The sequence below is a fragment of the Pseudomonas sp. Irchel 3E20 genome (assembly GCF_900187645.1).
Taxonomy (GTDB): domain Bacteria; phylum Pseudomonadota; class Gammaproteobacteria; order Pseudomonadales; family Pseudomonadaceae; genus Aquipseudomonas.
In genome coordinates this window covers 393,350-408,848 of sequence record NZ_FYEE01000002.1, presented here as the reverse complement: position 1 = coordinate 408,848, position 15,499 = coordinate 393,350, and the positions used below count along the sequence as shown (strand labels likewise).

The window sequence follows — 15,499 nt, the reverse complement described above, 5'->3', positions numbered from 1 at the left end:
CCACCGCATAGACAGGGAGTACCCGCATGATCTTCACCCCGGAACACGAAGCACTGCGCCGCACCGTCCGTGGCTTTGTCGAGCACCAGATCAACCCTTATGTCGATGAGTGGGAACGGGCCGGGCGCTTTCCCATCCATGAGATTTTCCGTAAGGCCGGCGACCTCGGTCTGCTGGGCATCTCCAAGCCCGAGCAGTTCGGTGGCATGGGCCTGGACTACAGCTATTCCATCGTCGCCGCCGAAGAGTTCGGCACCGTGCGCTGCGGCGGCGTTCCCATGTCCATCGGCGTGCAGACCGACATGTGCACCCCGGCCCTGGCACGGTTTGGCAGCGATGCACTGCGCGAGCAGTTCCTGCGCCCGGCCATCAGCGGTGAACAGGTGGGCTGTATCGGCGTCTCCGAGGCGGGGGCCGGCTCCGACGTGGCCGGGCTCAAGACCAGCGCACGCAAGGACGGCGACGACTACGTCATCAACGGCAGCAAGATGTGGATCACCAACGCGCCCTGCGCCGACTTCATCTGCCTGCTGGCCAACACCTCGGACGGCAAGCCCCACGCCAACAAATCCCTGATCGTGGTGCCGATGGACAGCCCCGGCATCACCCTGGGCAGCGACCTGGACAAGCTCGGCATGCGCAGCTCGCAGACCGCCCAGGTGTTCTTCGACGACGTGCGCGTGCCCCAGCACTACCGCATCGGCCACGAAGGCGCGGGGTTCATGATGCAAATGCTGCAATTTCAGGAGGAACGCCTGTTCGGCGCCGCCAACATGATTAAGGGCCTGGAGCACTGCATCGACAGCACCATCGCCTACTGCCAGGAGCGGCGTACCTTCGGCAATGCGCTGATCGACAACCAGGTGATCCACTTTCGCCTGGCCGAACTGGCCAGCGAAATCGAGTGCCTGCGCGCACTTGTCTACCAGGCCACCGAGCAGTACGTCACAGGCCAGGACGTCACGCGCCTGGCATCCATGGCCAAGCTCAAGGCTGGGCGCCTGGGCCGGGAAGTCAGCGACAGTTGCCTGCAATACTGGGGCGGCATGGGCTTTATGTGGGACAACCCGGTGGCCCGCGCCTACCGCGACATGCGCCTGGTGTCTATTGGCGGCGGCGCCGACGAAATCATGCTGGGCATCATCTGCAAATTGATGGGCACCCTGCCGGGGAAAAAGCCATGAGCACTCTGCCCACCTGCACCACCCTGCTGCTCGACGCCCATGGCGGCGTGCTGCACGTCACCCTCAACCGCCCGCAAAGCCACAACGCCATGAGCCTGGCGATGGTCAGCGAACTGCGCGCCGTGTTCGCCGCCGTGCGCGAACAACCCCAGGTGCGCGCCCTGGTGCTCAGCGGCGCCGGCGGGCATTTTTGCGCCGGGGCCGACCTTTCGGACATGGCCCAAGCCCACCACGCTGGGCCGGCCGCGTGCCAAGCGTTGAACCGCGCCTTCGGCACCCTGCTGCAAGAGGCCGAACAGCTGCCGCAAACCCTGATTAGCCTGCTGCAAGGCGTGGTGCTGGGCGGTGGCCTGGGGCTGGCCTGCGTCAGCGACATCACCATTGCCGCCGAGAACGCCACCTTCGGCCTGCCAGAAACCAGCCTCGGCCTGCTGCCGGCGCAAATCGCGCCGTTCGTGGTCAAGCGCATCGGCCTCAGCCACACCCGGCGCCTGGCCCTCACCGCCGCCCGCTTCGACGGCCACGAAGCCTTGCGCCTGGGCCTGGTGCACTTCACCGAAGCCGACCCGCAAGCCCTGGCCGAACGCCTCGACGAAGTGCTCGGCCAAGTGCTGCGCTGCGCCCCCGGCGCCAACGCGCGGACCAAAGCCCTGCTGCTGGCCAGCAGCGAACTAGCCTTGGGGCCGTTGCTGGACCAGGCCGCCGCCTGGTTCGCCGACGCCGCCACCGGCGCCGAAGGCCGCGAAGGCACCCAGGCCTTTATGCAAAAGCGCCCGCCCAACTGGAGCCCGGCGCGCTAGCGACAGGCCTGCCAATAGAGGTGGGTTGGATGGCAAGCGAAACACCGCCCCCCACACTTCGCGCCCACTCCCCAAGGAGCCGCCATGCCCCGTTTCAGCAAAATCCTGATCGCCAACCGTGGCGAAATCGCCTGCCGCATCCTGCGCACTGCCCATGCCCTGGGCTATCGCACGGTGGCCGTGTTCAGCGATGCCGACGCCCAGGCCCTGCATGTGCAACAGGCCGACGAGGCGGTGCACATCGGCCCGGCGCCGGTGCAGCAGTCGTACCTGAACATCGCCGCGATCCTCGACGCGGCACGGCGCACCGGGGCCGATGCGATCCACCCCGGCTACGGTTTTCTCTCGGAGAACGCCGAGTTCGCCCGGGCCTGCGAGGCCGCGGCCATCACCTTTATCGGCCCCAGCAGCGCGGCGATCGAGCTGATGGGCAGCAAGCGCCTGTCGAAACTGGCCATGCTCGAGGCCGGCGTACCCTGCATCGCCGGCTACCAGGGCGCGGCCCAGGACGACGCCACCCTGGCACGCGAAGCCGCGCGCATCGGCTACCCCTTGATGATTAAGGCCAGCGCCGGCGGCGGCGGGCGCGGCATGCGCCTGGTGCAGCACGCCAACGACCTGGTGGCGCAATTGCACACCGCCCGCTCCGAGGCGCTGAATGCCTTTGCCAGCGCCGAGTTGATCCTCGAGCAGGCGTTGCTCGAGCCGCGCCATGTGGAGGTACAACTGTTCGGCGACCACCACGGCCAATTGATTTACCTGGGCGAACGCGACTGCTCGATCCAGCGCCGCCACCAGAAAATCATCGAGGAAGCGCCCTGCCCGGTACTGACCGATACCTTGCGCCAGGCCATGGGCGAGGCGGCGCTCAAGGCCGGGCGCGCCGTCGACTATGTGGGTGCGGGCACGGTGGAGTTCTTGCTGGATAAGCAGGGGCGGTTCTACTTCCTGGAAATGAACACCCGGTTGCAGGTGGAGCACCCAGTGACCGAAATGACCACTGGCCTGGACCTGGTGGCCTGGCAGTTGCAGGTGGCCGCCGGGTGGCCGCTGCCGTTGCGCCAGGAACAAGTGGCGTGCCACGGCCACGCCATGGAGGTGCGCCTGTACGCCGAGGACCCGGCCCAGGGCTTTATGCCGCAAACCGGGCGCGTGCTGCGCTGGGAACCGGCCCTGCAACCGGGGGTGCGCCTGGACCATGGCGTGGTGGAGGGCCAAGTCATCAGTCCGTTCTACGACCCGATGCTGGGCAAGCTCATCGCCCACGGTGCCACCCGCGAAGAGGCGCGGCGCAAACTCCTGCGCGCCGTGCAGGATTGCGTACTGCTGGGGCTGGCGAGTAACCAGCGGCTGCTCGCCGAGTTGCTCGCTCACCCGGATTTCGCCAGCGGCCAGTTCAGCACCGGGTTCATCGCCCAGCAGTTTGCCGATGCCCCCAGCCTGCATCCGCAACCGCCCCAGGCCTATGTGTTGGCCATCGCCGCCGCGCTGTTCTACCAGCGCTCGGCCAGCGCCCACGCCACGGGCCTGCAAGGTTGGCGCAACCACCAGGGCACGGCGCTGACCTACCGCATCGGCCAGGGCGAGCAGCAATGGCCCGTTGAACTCAGTGCACGGGGCGATCAAACCCTGTGCATCGGCGTCGGCGAACAACTGATCGACCTCAAGCTGCTGCACGACGATGGCCGCTGGCTGCTGCTGGAACGGGACGGCGTGCGCCGCCGCCACGCCTATCACCTGGCGGGCGATGAACTGTGGCTGCTCACCGGCCAGGGCGCCGTGCACCTGCATGACTACACCCACGCGCCGGTGGCGGCCCAGGCCGGGGTGGCCAGCGGTGTGCTGGGGGCGCCCATGGATGGCGCGATTGTGCAGGTGCTGGTGGAGGTCGGCAGCCGCGTGCACGCGGGGCAACCGCTGCTGGTGCTGGAGGCGATGAAAATGGAGCACCCGCTCAAGGCCGGGATCGACGGCGTGGTCACCCGCGTGCAGGTGAGCCCGGGCGATCAGGTGAAGAACCGTCAGGTGTTATTGGAGGTCGAATAGTCCTACGGGCTGCTGGGCTTATCCTTACGCTTTGGCTACGCTCAAGCCCCATCAGGACGCGGATACCAGGAACCCTGCAATGCCTCATTGGCTGGTAATTGACCTTGAAGCCACCACCGACGACGGCGGTTGGCCGGTCACCGAGATGGAAATCATTGAAATCGGCGCCACCCTGGTTACCCGCCAGGGCCGCGAGGTGGATCACTTCCAGCGCTTCGTGCGGCCCCTGCGCCGCCCGCTGCTGACACCGTTCTGCCGCGAGCTGACCCACATCACCCAGGCCCAGATCGACGCTGCCAGCCCGTTGGCCGAGGTGTGGCCGCTGTTCGAGCGTTGGCTCGGCCAGCACGCGAGCCGCCTCGAAGGCTGGGCCAGTTGGGGCGACTACGACCGCCGCCAACTGGAACAGGAATGGCGCGACCAGCCGTTACACAGCCTGCTGCGCCAGGTGCCGCATATCAACCTCAAGCAGCGCTTCGCCAAGGCCCGGCGCCTGGAGCGGCCACTGGGGCTCAACGGCGCGCTGCAATTGGCCGGGATGCAATTCAACGGGCAGCAACACCGCGCCCTGGAAGATGCGCGCAATACCGCACGCTTGCTGCCGCTGATTCTGCCGGCCTGAGCCCCGCAGGCGGCAGGTGACGGCTCAGGGGGGCTTGTGCATACTGGCCGGCCTTTTCAGCCCATTTCGAGGAATCGCCCATGTTTAAAGTCAACGAATACTTCGACGGCACGGTCAAATCGATAGCTTTCGGCACCGCCGAAGGCCCGGCGACCATCGGCGTCATGGCCCCGGGCGAGTACGAATTCGGCACCGCCCAGCGCGAAATCATGCACGTGGTCAGCGGCGCGCTGACCGTCAAGCTGCCCGAGAGCAGCGATTGGGAAACCTTCCCCGCCGGCAGCCAGTTCAACATCCCGGCCAACAGCAAGTTCCAGCTCAAAGTGGCGGTCGACTCGGCTTACCTGTGCGAGTACCGGGGCTGATTGCAGCCCCCGAATGTGTCTTCCCTCCCGTGGGAGTGAGCGTGCCCACTCCCACCCCTTACTCCAGCACAGTCACCGGCATGCCCACTTCCAGCACGCCGTTGCCGTCGTTGACCAGGTTCTGGCCGAACATTGCGCCGCCCTCCTGAGCCCGGTATTTCTGCAACGTGGCCAGGGGTTCGCGGCTGGCATCACGCTCGCCGGTCTGCGGGTCGATGGTAGTCAGGATGCAGCGTGAGCACGGCTTGACCACGCGAAACTCGACGTCGCCGATGCGGATGCGTTTCCAGCTATCCTCAGCAAAGGCGCCGCTGCCTTCGATCACCAGGTTGGGACGAAAGCGCAGCATCTCCAGGGAGCGGCCAACGCGGCCGGACAAGTCTTCCAATGACGCCTGGCCGATCAGCAGCAGCGGATAGCCATCGGCAAACCCCACCTTGTCATCGTCGCGGCCATAGCCGGCTTCGGTGGTGCGCGCCCGCGCCACGGGCACCTGCACCAGGCGCGTGGGCTTGCCAATGAACTCGCTGACCCACGCCGCCGCTTCGTCACCAGCGTCCGGCACGCGCAGGCTGTCGCGCCAAATGGTCACGCCGCGCAGGGCTTCATCGGCGCCGGGCAAGGGTACGTCCAGGGAGGCACGGCCGACGGCACTCAGGGTCAGGCCGCCGGTTGCGTTCCACAGGGCCGTGAGCTGGCTCATGCCGGGTTCGGCGCGTTGGGTGAGAAAGCGGCCGCTGGCTTCGTCCACCAGCATCCAGCGCCGGTCCCCGTCCAGGCCCAGTTTGTCCAGGCTGATCTGCTGCAAAGGCTCGGCCTTGGCGGATTTGAGCGGGTAACGATACAGCGCGCTGAGGTAGAGCATGATCCGGCTCCCGATAGGGTCAAAACGCCACCCTATACGAGGTGGCGGGCCGAATCAAAGGCCGGGATCAGGCCGGCGCTTCATCCAGGACCAGGCGCTGGCGCACCACGTCCACCAATTTGTCGGGCTGGAACTTGGAGAGAAAGTTGTCGCAGCCGACCTTCTTGACCATCGAGTCGTTGAAACTGCCGGACAGCGAGGTGTGCAGCACCACATAGAGGCCGCGCAGGCGCGGGTCGTTGCGGATCTCGGTGGTCAGGCGGTAGCCGTCCATTTCCGGCATTTCGGCGTCGGTGAAGATCATCAGCAGTTTGTCGGTCATCACCACGCCGCTGTCGGCCCAGGCCTTAAGCATGTTCAACGCCTTGAGGCCGTCACTGGCCACGTGCATCTTCACCCCCAGTTGCGACAACGTGTCGCGCAACTGCGACAGCGCCACCTTGGAGTCATCCACCAGCAGCACTTCGCGGCCAATGGCCCGCGCCAGCAGCGGGTCGTCGAGCTTGTCGCGCGAGACCTTGGCGTTGTACGGCACGATTTCGGCCAGTACTTTTTCGACGTCGATGATTTCCACCAACTGCTCGTCCACCTTGCTGATGGCAGTCAGGTAGTGCTGGCGGCCGGCACTGGTGGGCGGCGGCAGGATGGCTTCCCAGTTCATGTTGACGATGCGGTCCACGCCGCCCACCAAAAATGCCTGCACCGAACGGTTGTACTCAGTGACGATGATGGTGCTGTCGGGCCCCGGCACCAGGGGGCGCATGCCGATGGCCTGGGACAGGTCGATCACCGGCAGGGTCTGGCCGCGCAGGTTGACTACGCCACACACGAACGGGTGGCGCTGGGGCATCAGGGTCAGTTTGGGCAGTTGCAGCACTTCCTGGACCTTGAACACGTTGATCGCGAACAACTGTCGCCCGGCCAGGCGGAACATGAGGATTTCCAGGCGATTCTCACCCACCAGTTGGGTGCGTTGGTCTACCGTGTCGAGAATGCCGGCCATTAATGACTCCTGGGCTTGTTCTGATGAATTCACTAAACAGAGTTATCGGCGGCTACCGCCGGACCTTGACCCTGCCGACAAAATGCCACGATCGAGCATTGATGTCACATTAACATCATGCTTTACTGACATCAGTCATATTACTTTGCCATCACTGCTGCCAGACCCGCCTCCCGGCAGAAAGTTCCTGTGCCTAAGGGATTCCCCTATGGGCACTCAGGCACGGCCTGATATTCGCCCTTTCCAATAGCCATTAATGTGACGCCATTCTCATTGCATGAATGGAGTCAGGCTTTTGTTCGTGATACCCGAACCTTGGACAAACGCCGCTCGTCGCCCAGTCTTTCTTGGCGTTCATGCCTGGCCAGCGCAAGACCCAAGCCCCTACCATGCTGCAACCCCACAAGAAAGTGAAATAGCGCACACAATTGTTTCAGTGCGTAAACTTTCGGAAGTGGACTACATACAAGATTCCGAGCGCCCAACTAAATTGCGATCGTTCGCCACACGCGACATTCCCCTCTCACATTCAATAATGTTGTGGAGAAAAGCATGTTGAACGACGCGAAGGAATGGCAGCGGCGCTTCCCCGAGTTTCTCCTCGAAGCCGAAACGCTCCTGGCCAAGTCAGAAGACTGCCTCAGTCACCTGCAATTGATACTCAATGACCGGGACGCCATCGAGTGCCTGCAGGCCACCTTGCTCAAACTGGCCGGCGCCGCCGACGCCTTGGCGCTGTCGGTCATCGCGCCGTTTTGCCGGCAGATCCACGCCTTGCTCAGCCGTGACCCGCGGCATCAGGAACTGGCCGAGCCAGCCCTGCTAGCCCTGCACGATTGCCTGACCCTGCTGGCCTGGCAACTGGAGTTGATCGATGCGCGCACCGGCAAACTGGCCCTGGACGACAACGAGCAAACCGCCCTGCTCGACGTGCTCGCCCGCCACCTGGGCCTAGCGCCACCACCGCCGGCCTACCAGGCCAAGCCCCTGGCCGTGGCGACCTTCGCCCAAGGCCCGGCGTGACGCGCCTGAACCAGTTTCTTTGCAGTGTGTGCTGCCACGCACTTAGTGGGTGCCCGGCAAGGCGAGTTAATGCATTTAAACTTGCCTCTTAAAACAGCCCCTTAGAGGGTTGGAACTTGCAATACCGGTAAAAAACTTCGCCCGCCAAACAACAAAACCCGCGCAACTTTCACGGCTTTTTTACCCTATTGGGGAAACCTGTCAGAACGTGGAACTTTCGTACCAACTTCAGTTGTTGACTGATGTCCCAAATCAATAGACCGAGCGCGACCAACGGTATGCAAGGTGATAGTATGCCGACCATTATTACGCCACTAATGGCTTATTGATTCCAACCCGGACGCGGATTTAGTCTCGGTGTAAAACTCGCTTCAAACACACGGATCCCGCCAGTTTGAAAACGACTTTGCATGGTCCGGACCTGGCGCTGTCAGCCGACCAGACCGGTCCTTCCGCAGCGAACATTCACTGGCGCCTTTGGTTATGCACGCTAGCTTGAAACCACACCTGACCTGGCCCCCCTCGCAAAAGCAGGCCCTACGGCTGACCTTCGTGCTATGCGCCCTTTCGGCCCTGGGCAACCTGCTGGCCTTCGCCAGTTCCCACGGCATGCCGCTGGCGCTGCTGATCCTTGACCTCGCCGCCCTGGCCAGCCTGGGCGTGCACCACTTCTATTCGCGTAAATCGATCAAGTTCGAGCCTCAGGAGTTGGCCGAGCGCCTGCTGCAAGTGCAGGAAAACGAGCGCCACCGCCTCAGCCGCGAGTTACACGACGACATCGGCCAGCTCCTCACCGCCGCCAAGCTGCAAAGCGATTGGCTCAAGCGCCGTTTGCCCGAAGAGCTGCAAGGGCAATGCGCGACGCTGTGCGAAACCCTGGAAGAAACCCTGGCCAAGGTGCGCGACGTTTCGGCCATCCTCAACCCACGGCAGTTGGCCAGCCTGGGCCTGGAAGCGAGCCTGCGCGCGCACCTGCTCAAGACCCTGGCCAACACCTCGCTGCACTGGAGCCTGGAATGCCAGCAGCGCTTGACCGGGATCCCCGAAGAAATGACCGTGGCCGCGTTTCGTGTCACCCAGGAAGCTGTCACCAATATCCTGCGCCACGCCCAGGCGCAGAACCTGGTGATCCAGTTGCAGCGCCAGCCCCAGGGCCTGCGGCTGTCGATTTGCGATGACGGCCAGGGCTTTTCCCCGCAGCAATACCCAGGGCCGGCGGGGCAATCGGGAATGGCGGGGATGGCCGAGCGCATCGATCAGTTGGGCGGCACCTTGCACGTCACGAGCGAACTGGGCCAAGGCACGCGCATCGAAGCGCTGTTTCCCTGGGCGCCACGGGCACGGGAGCGCGCCAGCGCCCCTAAGGCGATCCATTGACCTGCAATTTGCTGCTGGTGGACGACCACTCGCTGATCCGCGCCGGCGTGCGCGCCCTGGTGCTGGATATTCCCGGGTATGCCGTGGTGGGCGAAGCCAATGACGGCGCGCAACTGCTGGAGCTGGTCGAGGCCCTGGCCCCGGACATCGTCCTGCTGGACCTGTCGATGAAGCACACCGGGGGCCTGGAGGCCCTGCGCCGCCTCAAGGCCAGGCGCCCGCAGAGCAAGGTGTTGATCCTGTCGATGCACACCGACCCGGACCTCATCATGCAAACCCTGGAGTCCGGCGCCCACGGCTATCTGCTCAAGGACACCACCGCCACCGAACTCGAGCAGGCCTTGGCGGCCCTGCGCAACAACGAGCGCTACCTGAGCCCGGCCATCGCCCACACGGTTATCAACCAGGCCTTGCACCTGGCCCGCAACACACCACCGCCACGGCACAGCCTGACGGCGCGGCAGTTGGAAATCCTGCGTTTGATCGTGCGCGGCAAGTCCACCCGGGAAATCGCCAACGGCCTGAACCTGAGCATCAAGACCGTGGAAGCCCACCGCTCGCAAATCATGAAGCGCTTGCAGATTTTCGACGTCGCCGGCCTAGTGCTGTTTGCCGTACGCGAGCAGATCATCAGCCTCGACGACTAGCCCCCAGCACCGGCGAATCCGCCGGCAAATGCACGCGCAAAGCCCCCGGCCGCGCTTCGAAGCGCAAGTGGTCGCCCTCCAGCGGTTCGCCATCAAGGTTGATGTACAGGCCTTCGGCCACGGTGATCTCGACCCAGGGCAGGCGCGCGCGCACGAACATGTTGTCGATGCCCAACCCCCCGCTGAGCAGGTCGCGCAAGGTGCTCACCACTTCCTGGGGCGCGGGCAGGATACTGATATCCAACAGGCCATCATCGGCCAGGGCGTGGGGGCACAGCACCTGCCCGCCACCGGCCTGGCGGCCGTTGCCGATGCCCAGGGCCAGCAGGTCGCCCTTCCAGTGGAAATCCGGCCCGTGCAGTTCGCCATGGGCGGCGTGTAGCTCGCTGAAGCGCGTCAACCCGGTGAACAGGTACGCCGCACCGCCGAGGACTTTTTTCAGGTCTTCGGAGGTGTTGGCGGTGACCTGGCTGCCGAAACCGCCGGTGGCCATGTTGAGGAACACCTGCTCGCCCACGCCCCCCAGGTCAATGGCCTGGGCCGGCACGTCGAGCAGGTCCAGGGCCGGCAACGGCTCCAGCGGAACCCCGGCCGCCCGCGCAAAATCATTGGCGGTGCCCAGGGGCAGCAGCACCAGGCTCACCGGCTCGGCGCTGTGGGCGATGGCCTCGGCGATGTCACGCAAGGTGCCATCACCGCCACCGGCGATCAGTTGCCGGTAACCGGCGCCGATCGCTTCCTGCACCAGGCGCTGGGCATCGCCGGCCTCCCAGGTCAGGCGCACCGCCAGGTCCCAGCCCTCGTCGCGCTTGGCCTGGACGGCGGCACGCACGTCCTCGTTCAGCGCCTGCTTGCCGTGCAAAATCAACAACGCCTTGCGCTCAGCCATGACTCGTCACTCCCGTCATTGAGAAACCTCAGAGGATGTTGACCTATGACAGTGGCGAAAAAGTCCGGCGGCGTGCCGGGCACTTCAACCCAACATTTCGCTTAGGGGGATGAAATTGACCCAATCGCCCTCCACCAGCGTGCTGCCTTCCATCACTTCCACCAGGCCCTCGGCCCACGCCGCGCTGCGCAGCACCCCGGAACTCTGGTTGCGGTAAATGATGGCGCGGCCCTGCTCCAGGCGTGCACGCAGGTACTCGCGACGGTTGCCCGGTTTAGGCCAGGCGAACCCGGCGGGCACCGGGAATTTCAGCGGCTCGACCGCTTGCACGCCCATGCGCCGCAACAGGTAAGGCCGCGCCAACAGGGCGAAGGTCACCAGGGTGGATGCCGGGTTGCCGGGCAGGCCGATCACCGGCACACCGCGAAAATGCCCGCAGGTCAGGGGTTTACCGGGCTTGATGGCGAGTTTCCACAGGGCCAGCTCGCCCTCCTCGCGCAGGGCCACACCGAGGAAATCCGCCTCGCCTACCGATACCCCGCCAGTGGAGAGGATCAGGTCCACGTCCCCCAGTTCCGCCAAACGGCGGCGGGTGGTGGCCAGGTCGTCGGGCAAGATCCCGGCGTCGACCACCTCGCAGCCCAGGCGCTGCAACCAACTGCACAGCAGCACGCGGTTGCTGTTGTAGATCTGCCCTGGGCCCAGGGGCAGGCCCGGTTCGATCAACTCGTCGCCGGTGGACAACACCGCCACCCGGGCGCGGCGCACCACGCGCAAGCGGGCGTTGCCCAGGGTGGCGGCCAAGCCTTGTTCGATCGGCCCCAGGCGTGTGCCGGCGTTCAGCACCACTTCGCCCACGGTGGTTTCCTGGCCTTGCGGGCGAATGTTCTGACCGCTGTGCAGCGCTTGGCTGAAGCTCACGCGACCGTCGTCCTGCACCTGGGCGTTTTCCTGCATTTCCACGCAGTCCGCGCCGGCGGGCACGGGCGCGCCGGTGAAGATCCGCGCGCAGGTGCCGGGCAGCAAGGGTTCGGGCGCCTGGCCGGCGAACACTTTCTGGCTCACGGGCAAGGCCTGGCCCGTCCAATCGGCCACGCGCAGGGCGTAGCCATCCATGGCGCTATTGGGCCAGGGCGGCAAATCGAGGGTGGCGACCAGGTCTTGGGCCAACACCCGGCCCTGGACCTGGGCCAAGGGCAGTTCTTCATCGGCGGTGATGGGTGCGCCGCCCGCCATTTCCAGCAACCGCGCCAGGGCCGCTTCGACGGGCATCAGGGCGCCGTTCTTGCCGGGCTTATCCACGGCTTTCACAAGGTGCGGCTTGCTTGAGGTGGGGCACGAAATTGCACGGGCGGTGGCGCGCGTCCAGTTGCTCGGCGAGGATGCCGTCCCAACCGGTGCGCACCGCGTTGGTCGAACCCGGCAGGCAGCACACCAGGGTGCCGTTGGCCATGCCGGCCAGGGCGCGGGACTGCACGGTGGAGGTGCCGATGTCGGCCACCGAGATCTGGCGGAACAGCTCGCCAAAGCCATCGACTTGCTTGTCCAGCAGGCAGGTGACCGCTTCGGGCGTGCTGTCGCGGCCGGTGAACCCGGTGCCACCGGTAATCAGCACCACTTGCACCACGTCTTCGGCGATCCAGGTGGCGACCTGAGCACGGATTTTGTACAGGTCATCCTTAAGCAGCACCCGCGCCGCAAGGTGGTGGCCGGCAGCCGTGAGGCGGTCGACGAACACCTGGCCCGAGGTGTCGGTGTCCAGGGTGCGGGTATCGCTGACGGTCAGCACCGCGATGTTCAGCGGGGCGAAAGGCACTTCAGCCTTGGCGTTCATAGGCTCGATCCAGTTGTAGGAGACACGGCCGGGTGTTATATCACAGCGCCCCATTTTCAAGCCCTGTTGCGAGGCACCATGACCACCCTGCCCCCGCTGCCGCCCTGTTCGATCCTGTTGCTGGCCGGTGGCCGCGGCCAGCGCATGGGCGGGCAGGACAAAGGCCTGCTGCCCTGGCGCGGCGAGCCCTTGATCGCCCACCTGCACCGCCTCACGCGGGGGCTGACGGACGACCTGATCGTCTCGTGCAACCGCAACCTGGAGCTGTATGCGCCCTACGCCGACCGCTTGGTGCACGACGACTGCGCCGATTTCCCCGGGCCCCTGGCCGGTATCCGCGCTGGCCTGGCCGCCGCCCGCCACGACTACTTGCTGGTGCTGCCCTGTGATGTGCCGCAACTGGACGCCGCGTTGCTCCACGCCATGCGCGACGCCGCCCGCCAACAGCCAGATAAACCCCTGATGCTGCGCCACGGCGAGCATTGGGAGCCGTTGCTGTGCGTCATCCCCACAGCCCTGGCGCCAGCCTTTGAAAACGCCTGGGCCCACGGCGAGCGCAGCCCCGGCAAGGTCATGCGGCAATTGGCCGCACAGGCCTTGCCGTGCCCGGCCAACGACCCGCGCCTGGCCAACCTCAACACACCGCAGTTGCTGGATCGCCCTGGCGAAGTGTCAGAATGACACTAGCCATGGAACTTGCTCGCGATGTATACGTCAGAACGTCAGTACTCAAAGTATTCACTTTCGGAGAAACACCATGACTCAACGGACCCTCGCCTCCCTGATGCTCGCACTGGGCCTCGCCACCCTCGCCGGTTGCGCTTCGCCAACAGTGATTACGCTCAACGACGGCCGTGAAATCCAGGCTGTCGATACCCCGCAGTACGATGAAGAATCCGGCTTCTATGAGTTTGAACAACTGGACGGCAAGCAAACCCGTATCAACAAGGACCAGGTGCGCACCGTCAAAGACCTGTAAGCCCAGGCCTTGATGCAAAAACCCGCCCCGTGCGGGTTTTTGCTTTTGTAGGCCTTACCAAGCCAGGGTCAGAAGGCTCTCGAAGTGGCGCGCCTCACCACTGAGGGGGTCGACAAAGCGCAGGCTCCGGGCCAGCAGTTTGAGAGGCCTGGTGTAGTCGTCCGGGGCGTCCTTGAGTACCTCTGGGTAGAACGGGTCGTTGCAGATCCCCGCCCCCAGCGCACTCATGTGTACCCGCAACTGGTGTTTCTTGCCGGTGACCGGGAACAACCCGTAGCGCCACCACTCGTCGTTTTGCTCAAGCACCGTCACCCGGGTTTCAGTGTTGCTCACCCCCGCACTTTCGCGCATGCGGAAAAACGGCTCGCCTTCCACCAAACGGCTTTTGTGCACCAGGGGGAACGCCCATTGGGGCAGCGCCCGGGCGATGGCTTCGTAGTGCTTGTCGATCTGGCGCGTGGGGAACAGCGACTGATACGCCGCCCGGCTCTGCGGGTTGGCCGAGAACAGCACCAGCCCCGCCGTGTGCCGGTCGATGCGGTGCAGGGGCACCAGGTGCGGGTTATCCAGGCGCCGGATGAGGCGGCGCAACAAGGTTTGCTCGACGTACTCGCCCGCCGGGGTCACGGGCAGAAAGTGGGGTTTGTCAGCCACCACCAGGTGTTCGTCGGCGTAGAGAATGTGTTCCTGCACCGGGATCGGTTTTTCAGCGGCCACTTCGCGAAAGTAATGGATGCGCAGGCCTTCGCGGTACGGCAGGTCGGCATTGATCGGCGCGCCATTGCCATCGAGCACCCGGCCCCGGGCAATGCGGTCCAGCCACTGCTGGCGGCTGATGGCGCGAAAATGCTCGCACAGGCAATCGAGCACCGTCGGCCACGCGCCGGGTGGCAGGTACAGGGTGCTGGCTTGGTGCTGCGCAGCGCTGAACGATGAGGTAGACATAACAGGACTCTGGCCAAATGCTGGCCGGCATTATCCGGCAACGGTGCCCGCGAACCTAGCCCGCTGCCTCAGGCCGTGGTCACGCCGGCCTCGGCGGCGGCTTCGGTGAAGTCCTTGAGCCAGCGCAGCACATCGACCGCTTCCCAGCGCGCCGGGTCATACAGGGCATAAAGAAGACCCTGGTAGCCCACCACATCCAATTGGCGGTGGTAGCCGGCACGCTGGAACAGGGCTTCGATCTCTGCAAAACAGGTATTGAAATGCACTTTGCCGAACGGCGTCTTGCCTTCGGTGACCAACCCATCCAGGCGCAGTTCCAGCACCGCTTCACGGACGACGTCGGCGGACATCCGGTTCACGCTGTTCTTCAATTGTTCGACATTGACCATGGTGCATCCCTCGACGTGCGGGCCTCGCCACCTCGAGAGGTGGCGCGACACTCGAATAACTGTATACGCATACAGTAAACGAATATCGTGCCCCTGGCCAACCGATTACCGAGGGCCGCGACCAATGGAGGCGACCGTCATTGCAAAAAGTTCACCACTTGCTCAGCGTCGAACGGCCAGCCCAATTCGGCGCCGGTATCGATGCGCCGCAGCACCGGGATGCGCAGGCCATAGGCCTCGACCAACGCTTCGCTTTCGCCGATATCCACCAGTTCCACCATCAAGCCGTGCTCGACCAATGGCATGAGGACCTCTTCGGCCAGTTCGCACAAGTGGCAACCCAGGGTGCCGTACAGCTGACATTCAGGAGGCATGACAAAAAACCGAAAAGAGACGGGCCCATAGTCTAGCCCCATGGCGCACTGATGGCAGCCATCGGGCCAACCCCTGACCTGCGTCAGTAAGCCACAGGCGCGATTAAACGAAACTCGCGGCTTTTTTTGCCTCTACGCTGTGTATTCCACGCCCCTG

18 protein-coding genes are annotated in these 15,499 nt (G+C 64.6%); 10 read left to right on the top strand and 8 right to left on the bottom strand.

The annotated features are described in order from the left end of the window. Nucleotides 1-26 precede the first annotated feature (26 nt). The 5 genes from atuD (at nucleotide 27) to CKW13_RS05240 (ending at nucleotide 5,017) form a co-directional block, all read left to right on the top strand. Nucleotides 27-1,184 (top strand): citronellyl-CoA dehydrogenase, encoded by a 1,158-nt coding sequence (atuD, locus tag CKW13_RS05260; RefSeq protein WP_095107537.1) that lies wholly within the window; start codon nucleotides 27-29, stop codon nucleotides 1,182-1,184. Beyond that, nucleotides 1,181-1,984, top strand: a complete 804-nt coding sequence (locus CKW13_RS05255) for an enoyl-CoA hydratase-related protein (protein ID WP_095107536.1) — start codon at nucleotides 1,181-1,183, stop codon at nucleotides 1,982-1,984. Before atuD ends, CKW13_RS05255 begins: the two co-directional genes overlap by 4 nt. 84 nt (nucleotides 1,985-2,068) lie before the next feature. Next, the gene (locus tag CKW13_RS05250; protein ID WP_095107535.1) at nucleotides 2,069-4,030 is read left to right on the top strand and encodes an acetyl/propionyl/methylcrotonyl-CoA carboxylase subunit alpha; all 1,962 of its coding nucleotides are present in this window, start codon (nucleotides 2,069-2,071) and stop codon (nucleotides 4,028-4,030) included. Between the two features lie 79 nt (nucleotides 4,031-4,109). Beyond that, nucleotides 4,110-4,652, top strand: a complete 543-nt coding sequence (locus tag CKW13_RS05245) for an exonuclease domain-containing protein (RefSeq protein WP_095107534.1) — start codon at nucleotides 4,110-4,112, stop codon at nucleotides 4,650-4,652. A gap of 80 nt (nucleotides 4,653-4,732) precedes the next feature. Then, on the top strand, nucleotides 4,733-5,017 hold the full coding sequence (locus tag CKW13_RS05240; protein ID WP_095107533.1) for a pyrimidine/purine nucleoside phosphorylase: 285 nt from the start codon (nucleotides 4,733-4,735) through the stop codon (nucleotides 5,015-5,017). A gap of 58 nt (nucleotides 5,018-5,075) precedes the next feature. Here the strand turns inward: CKW13_RS05240 and CKW13_RS05235 are convergent, their stop codons facing one another. Together CKW13_RS05235 and CKW13_RS05230 are read right to left on the bottom strand one after the other, a co-directional pair. Further along, nucleotides 5,076-5,882, bottom strand: a complete 807-nt coding sequence (locus CKW13_RS05235; protein WP_095107532.1) for an MOSC domain-containing protein — start codon at nucleotides 5,880-5,882, stop codon at nucleotides 5,076-5,078. A 67-nt stretch (nucleotides 5,883-5,949) separates the two neighbouring features. Continuing rightward, a complete protein-coding gene (locus CKW13_RS05230) occupies nucleotides 5,950-6,885 on the bottom strand; it encodes a chemotaxis protein CheV (RefSeq protein ID WP_095107531.1) in 936 nt (311 codons plus the stop codon). A gap of 552 nt (nucleotides 6,886-7,437) precedes the next feature. Here CKW13_RS05230 and CKW13_RS05225 point away from each other — a divergent pair. The 3 genes from CKW13_RS05225 to CKW13_RS05215 all read left to right on the top strand — a co-directional run bounded on the left by CKW13_RS05225 (nucleotide 7,438) and on the right by CKW13_RS05215 (nucleotide 9,932). Further along, complete coding sequence (locus CKW13_RS05225; protein WP_095107530.1) at nucleotides 7,438-7,908, top strand: hypothetical protein; 471 nt, start codon at nucleotides 7,438-7,440, stop codon at nucleotides 7,906-7,908. A gap of 483 nt (nucleotides 7,909-8,391) precedes the next feature. Continuing rightward, complete coding sequence (locus tag CKW13_RS05220) at nucleotides 8,392-9,285, top strand: sensor histidine kinase (RefSeq protein ID WP_095107529.1); 894 nt, start codon at nucleotides 8,392-8,394, stop codon at nucleotides 9,283-9,285. After that, entirely contained in the window at nucleotides 9,282-9,932 is a 651-nt protein-coding gene (locus tag CKW13_RS05215) for a response regulator transcription factor (protein WP_095107528.1), read from the top strand. The genes CKW13_RS05220 and CKW13_RS05215 overlap by 4 nt, the downstream gene beginning before the upstream one ends. On the opposite strand, the gene yegS is transcribed toward CKW13_RS05215, so the two are convergent. The 3 genes from yegS to moaB form a co-directional block, all read right to left on the bottom strand. Further along, a complete protein-coding gene (gene yegS, locus CKW13_RS05210; protein WP_095107527.1) occupies nucleotides 9,916-10,821 on the bottom strand; it encodes a lipid kinase YegS in 906 nt (301 codons plus the stop codon). The genes CKW13_RS05215 and yegS overlap by 17 nt on opposite strands. Nucleotides 10,822-10,905: 84 nt before the next feature. Then, nucleotides 10,906-12,132, bottom strand: coding sequence for a gephyrin-like molybdotransferase Glp (gene glp, locus CKW13_RS05205; RefSeq protein ID WP_095107526.1), 1,227 nt, complete (start codon nucleotides 12,130-12,132; stop codon nucleotides 10,906-10,908). After that, on the bottom strand, nucleotides 12,116-12,655 hold the full coding sequence (gene moaB, locus CKW13_RS05200) for a molybdenum cofactor biosynthesis protein B (protein ID WP_095107525.1): 540 nt from the start codon (nucleotides 12,653-12,655) through the stop codon (nucleotides 12,116-12,118). The genes glp and moaB overlap by 17 nt, the downstream gene beginning before the upstream one ends. A gap of 78 nt (nucleotides 12,656-12,733) precedes the next feature. Between moaB and mobA the strand changes: the two genes are divergently transcribed. Beyond that, a complete protein-coding gene (gene mobA, locus CKW13_RS05195; RefSeq protein ID WP_095107524.1) occupies nucleotides 12,734-13,336 on the top strand; it encodes a molybdenum cofactor guanylyltransferase MobA in 603 nt (200 codons plus the stop codon). A gap of 76 nt (nucleotides 13,337-13,412) precedes the next feature. Then, on the top strand, nucleotides 13,413-13,634 hold the full coding sequence (locus tag CKW13_RS05190; protein WP_095107523.1) for a YgdI/YgdR family lipoprotein: 222 nt from the start codon (nucleotides 13,413-13,415) through the stop codon (nucleotides 13,632-13,634). Nucleotides 13,635-13,688: 54 nt separating this feature from the next. On the opposite strand, the gene CKW13_RS05185 is transcribed toward CKW13_RS05190, so the two are convergent. The 3 genes from CKW13_RS05185 to CKW13_RS05175 form a co-directional block, all read right to left on the bottom strand. Continuing rightward, nucleotides 13,689-14,579, bottom strand: a complete 891-nt coding sequence (locus tag CKW13_RS05185; RefSeq protein WP_095107522.1) for a pseudouridine synthase — start codon at nucleotides 14,577-14,579, stop codon at nucleotides 13,689-13,691. 68 nt (nucleotides 14,580-14,647) lie between these two features. Next, nucleotides 14,648-14,968: a transcriptional regulator gene (locus CKW13_RS05180; RefSeq protein WP_095107521.1), complete on the bottom strand. Its 321-nt coding sequence runs from the start codon at nucleotides 14,966-14,968 to the stop codon at nucleotides 14,648-14,650. Nucleotides 14,969-15,105: 137 nt separating this feature from the next. Then, nucleotides 15,106-15,342 carry a glutaredoxin family protein gene (locus CKW13_RS05175; RefSeq protein ID WP_095107520.1) on the bottom strand — a complete coding sequence of 79 codons (237 nt, stop codon included), beginning with the start codon at nucleotides 15,340-15,342 and terminating at the stop codon, nucleotides 15,106-15,108. Nucleotides 15,343-15,499: the final 157 nt, after the last annotated feature.

Excerpts from the sequence above, each read along its gene's own strand:
- CKW13_RS05225 (WP_095107530.1), top strand. The coding sequence starts at position 7,438 with ATGTTGAACGACGCGAAGGAATGGCAGCGGCGCTTCCCCGAGTTTCTC.
- CKW13_RS05220 (WP_095107529.1), top strand. The coding sequence starts at position 8,392 with ATGCACGCTAGCTTGAAACCACACCTGACCTGGCCCCCCTCGCAAAAG.
- CKW13_RS05245 (WP_095107534.1), top strand. The coding sequence starts at position 4,110 with ATGCCTCATTGGCTGGTAATTGACCTTGAAGCCACCACCGACGACGGC.
- CKW13_RS05235 (WP_095107532.1), bottom strand. The coding sequence starts at position 5,882 with ATGCTCTACCTCAGCGCGCTGTATCGTTACCCGCTCAAATCCGCCAAG.
- yegS (WP_095107527.1), bottom strand. The coding sequence starts at position 10,821 with ATGGCTGAGCGCAAGGCGTTGTTGATTTTGCACGGCAAGCAGGCGCTG.
- atuD (WP_095107537.1), top strand. The coding sequence starts at position 27 with ATGATCTTCACCCCGGAACACGAAGCACTGCGCCGCACCGTCCGTGGC.
- CKW13_RS05255 (WP_095107536.1), top strand. The coding sequence starts at position 1,181 with ATGAGCACTCTGCCCACCTGCACCACCCTGCTGCTCGACGCCCATGGC.
- CKW13_RS05250 (WP_095107535.1), top strand. The coding sequence starts at position 2,069 with ATGCCCCGTTTCAGCAAAATCCTGATCGCCAACCGTGGCGAAATCGCC.
- CKW13_RS05190 (WP_095107523.1), top strand. The coding sequence starts at position 13,413 with ATGACTCAACGGACCCTCGCCTCCCTGATGCTCGCACTGGGCCTCGCC.
- CKW13_RS05175 (WP_095107520.1), bottom strand. The coding sequence starts at position 15,342 with ATGCCTCCTGAATGTCAGCTGTACGGCACCCTGGGTTGCCACTTGTGC.
- CKW13_RS05180 (WP_095107521.1), bottom strand. The coding sequence starts at position 14,968 with ATGGTCAATGTCGAACAATTGAAGAACAGCGTGAACCGGATGTCCGCC.
- CKW13_RS05185 (WP_095107522.1), bottom strand. The coding sequence starts at position 14,579 with ATGTCTACCTCATCGTTCAGCGCTGCGCAGCACCAAGCCAGCACCCTG.
- mobA (WP_095107524.1), top strand. The coding sequence starts at position 12,734 with ATGACCACCCTGCCCCCGCTGCCGCCCTGTTCGATCCTGTTGCTGGCC.
- CKW13_RS05240 (WP_095107533.1), top strand. The coding sequence starts at position 4,733 with ATGTTTAAAGTCAACGAATACTTCGACGGCACGGTCAAATCGATAGCT.
- moaB (WP_095107525.1), bottom strand. The coding sequence starts at position 12,655 with ATGAACGCCAAGGCTGAAGTGCCTTTCGCCCCGCTGAACATCGCGGTG.
- CKW13_RS05230 (WP_095107531.1), bottom strand. The coding sequence starts at position 6,885 with ATGGCCGGCATTCTCGACACGGTAGACCAACGCACCCAACTGGTGGGT.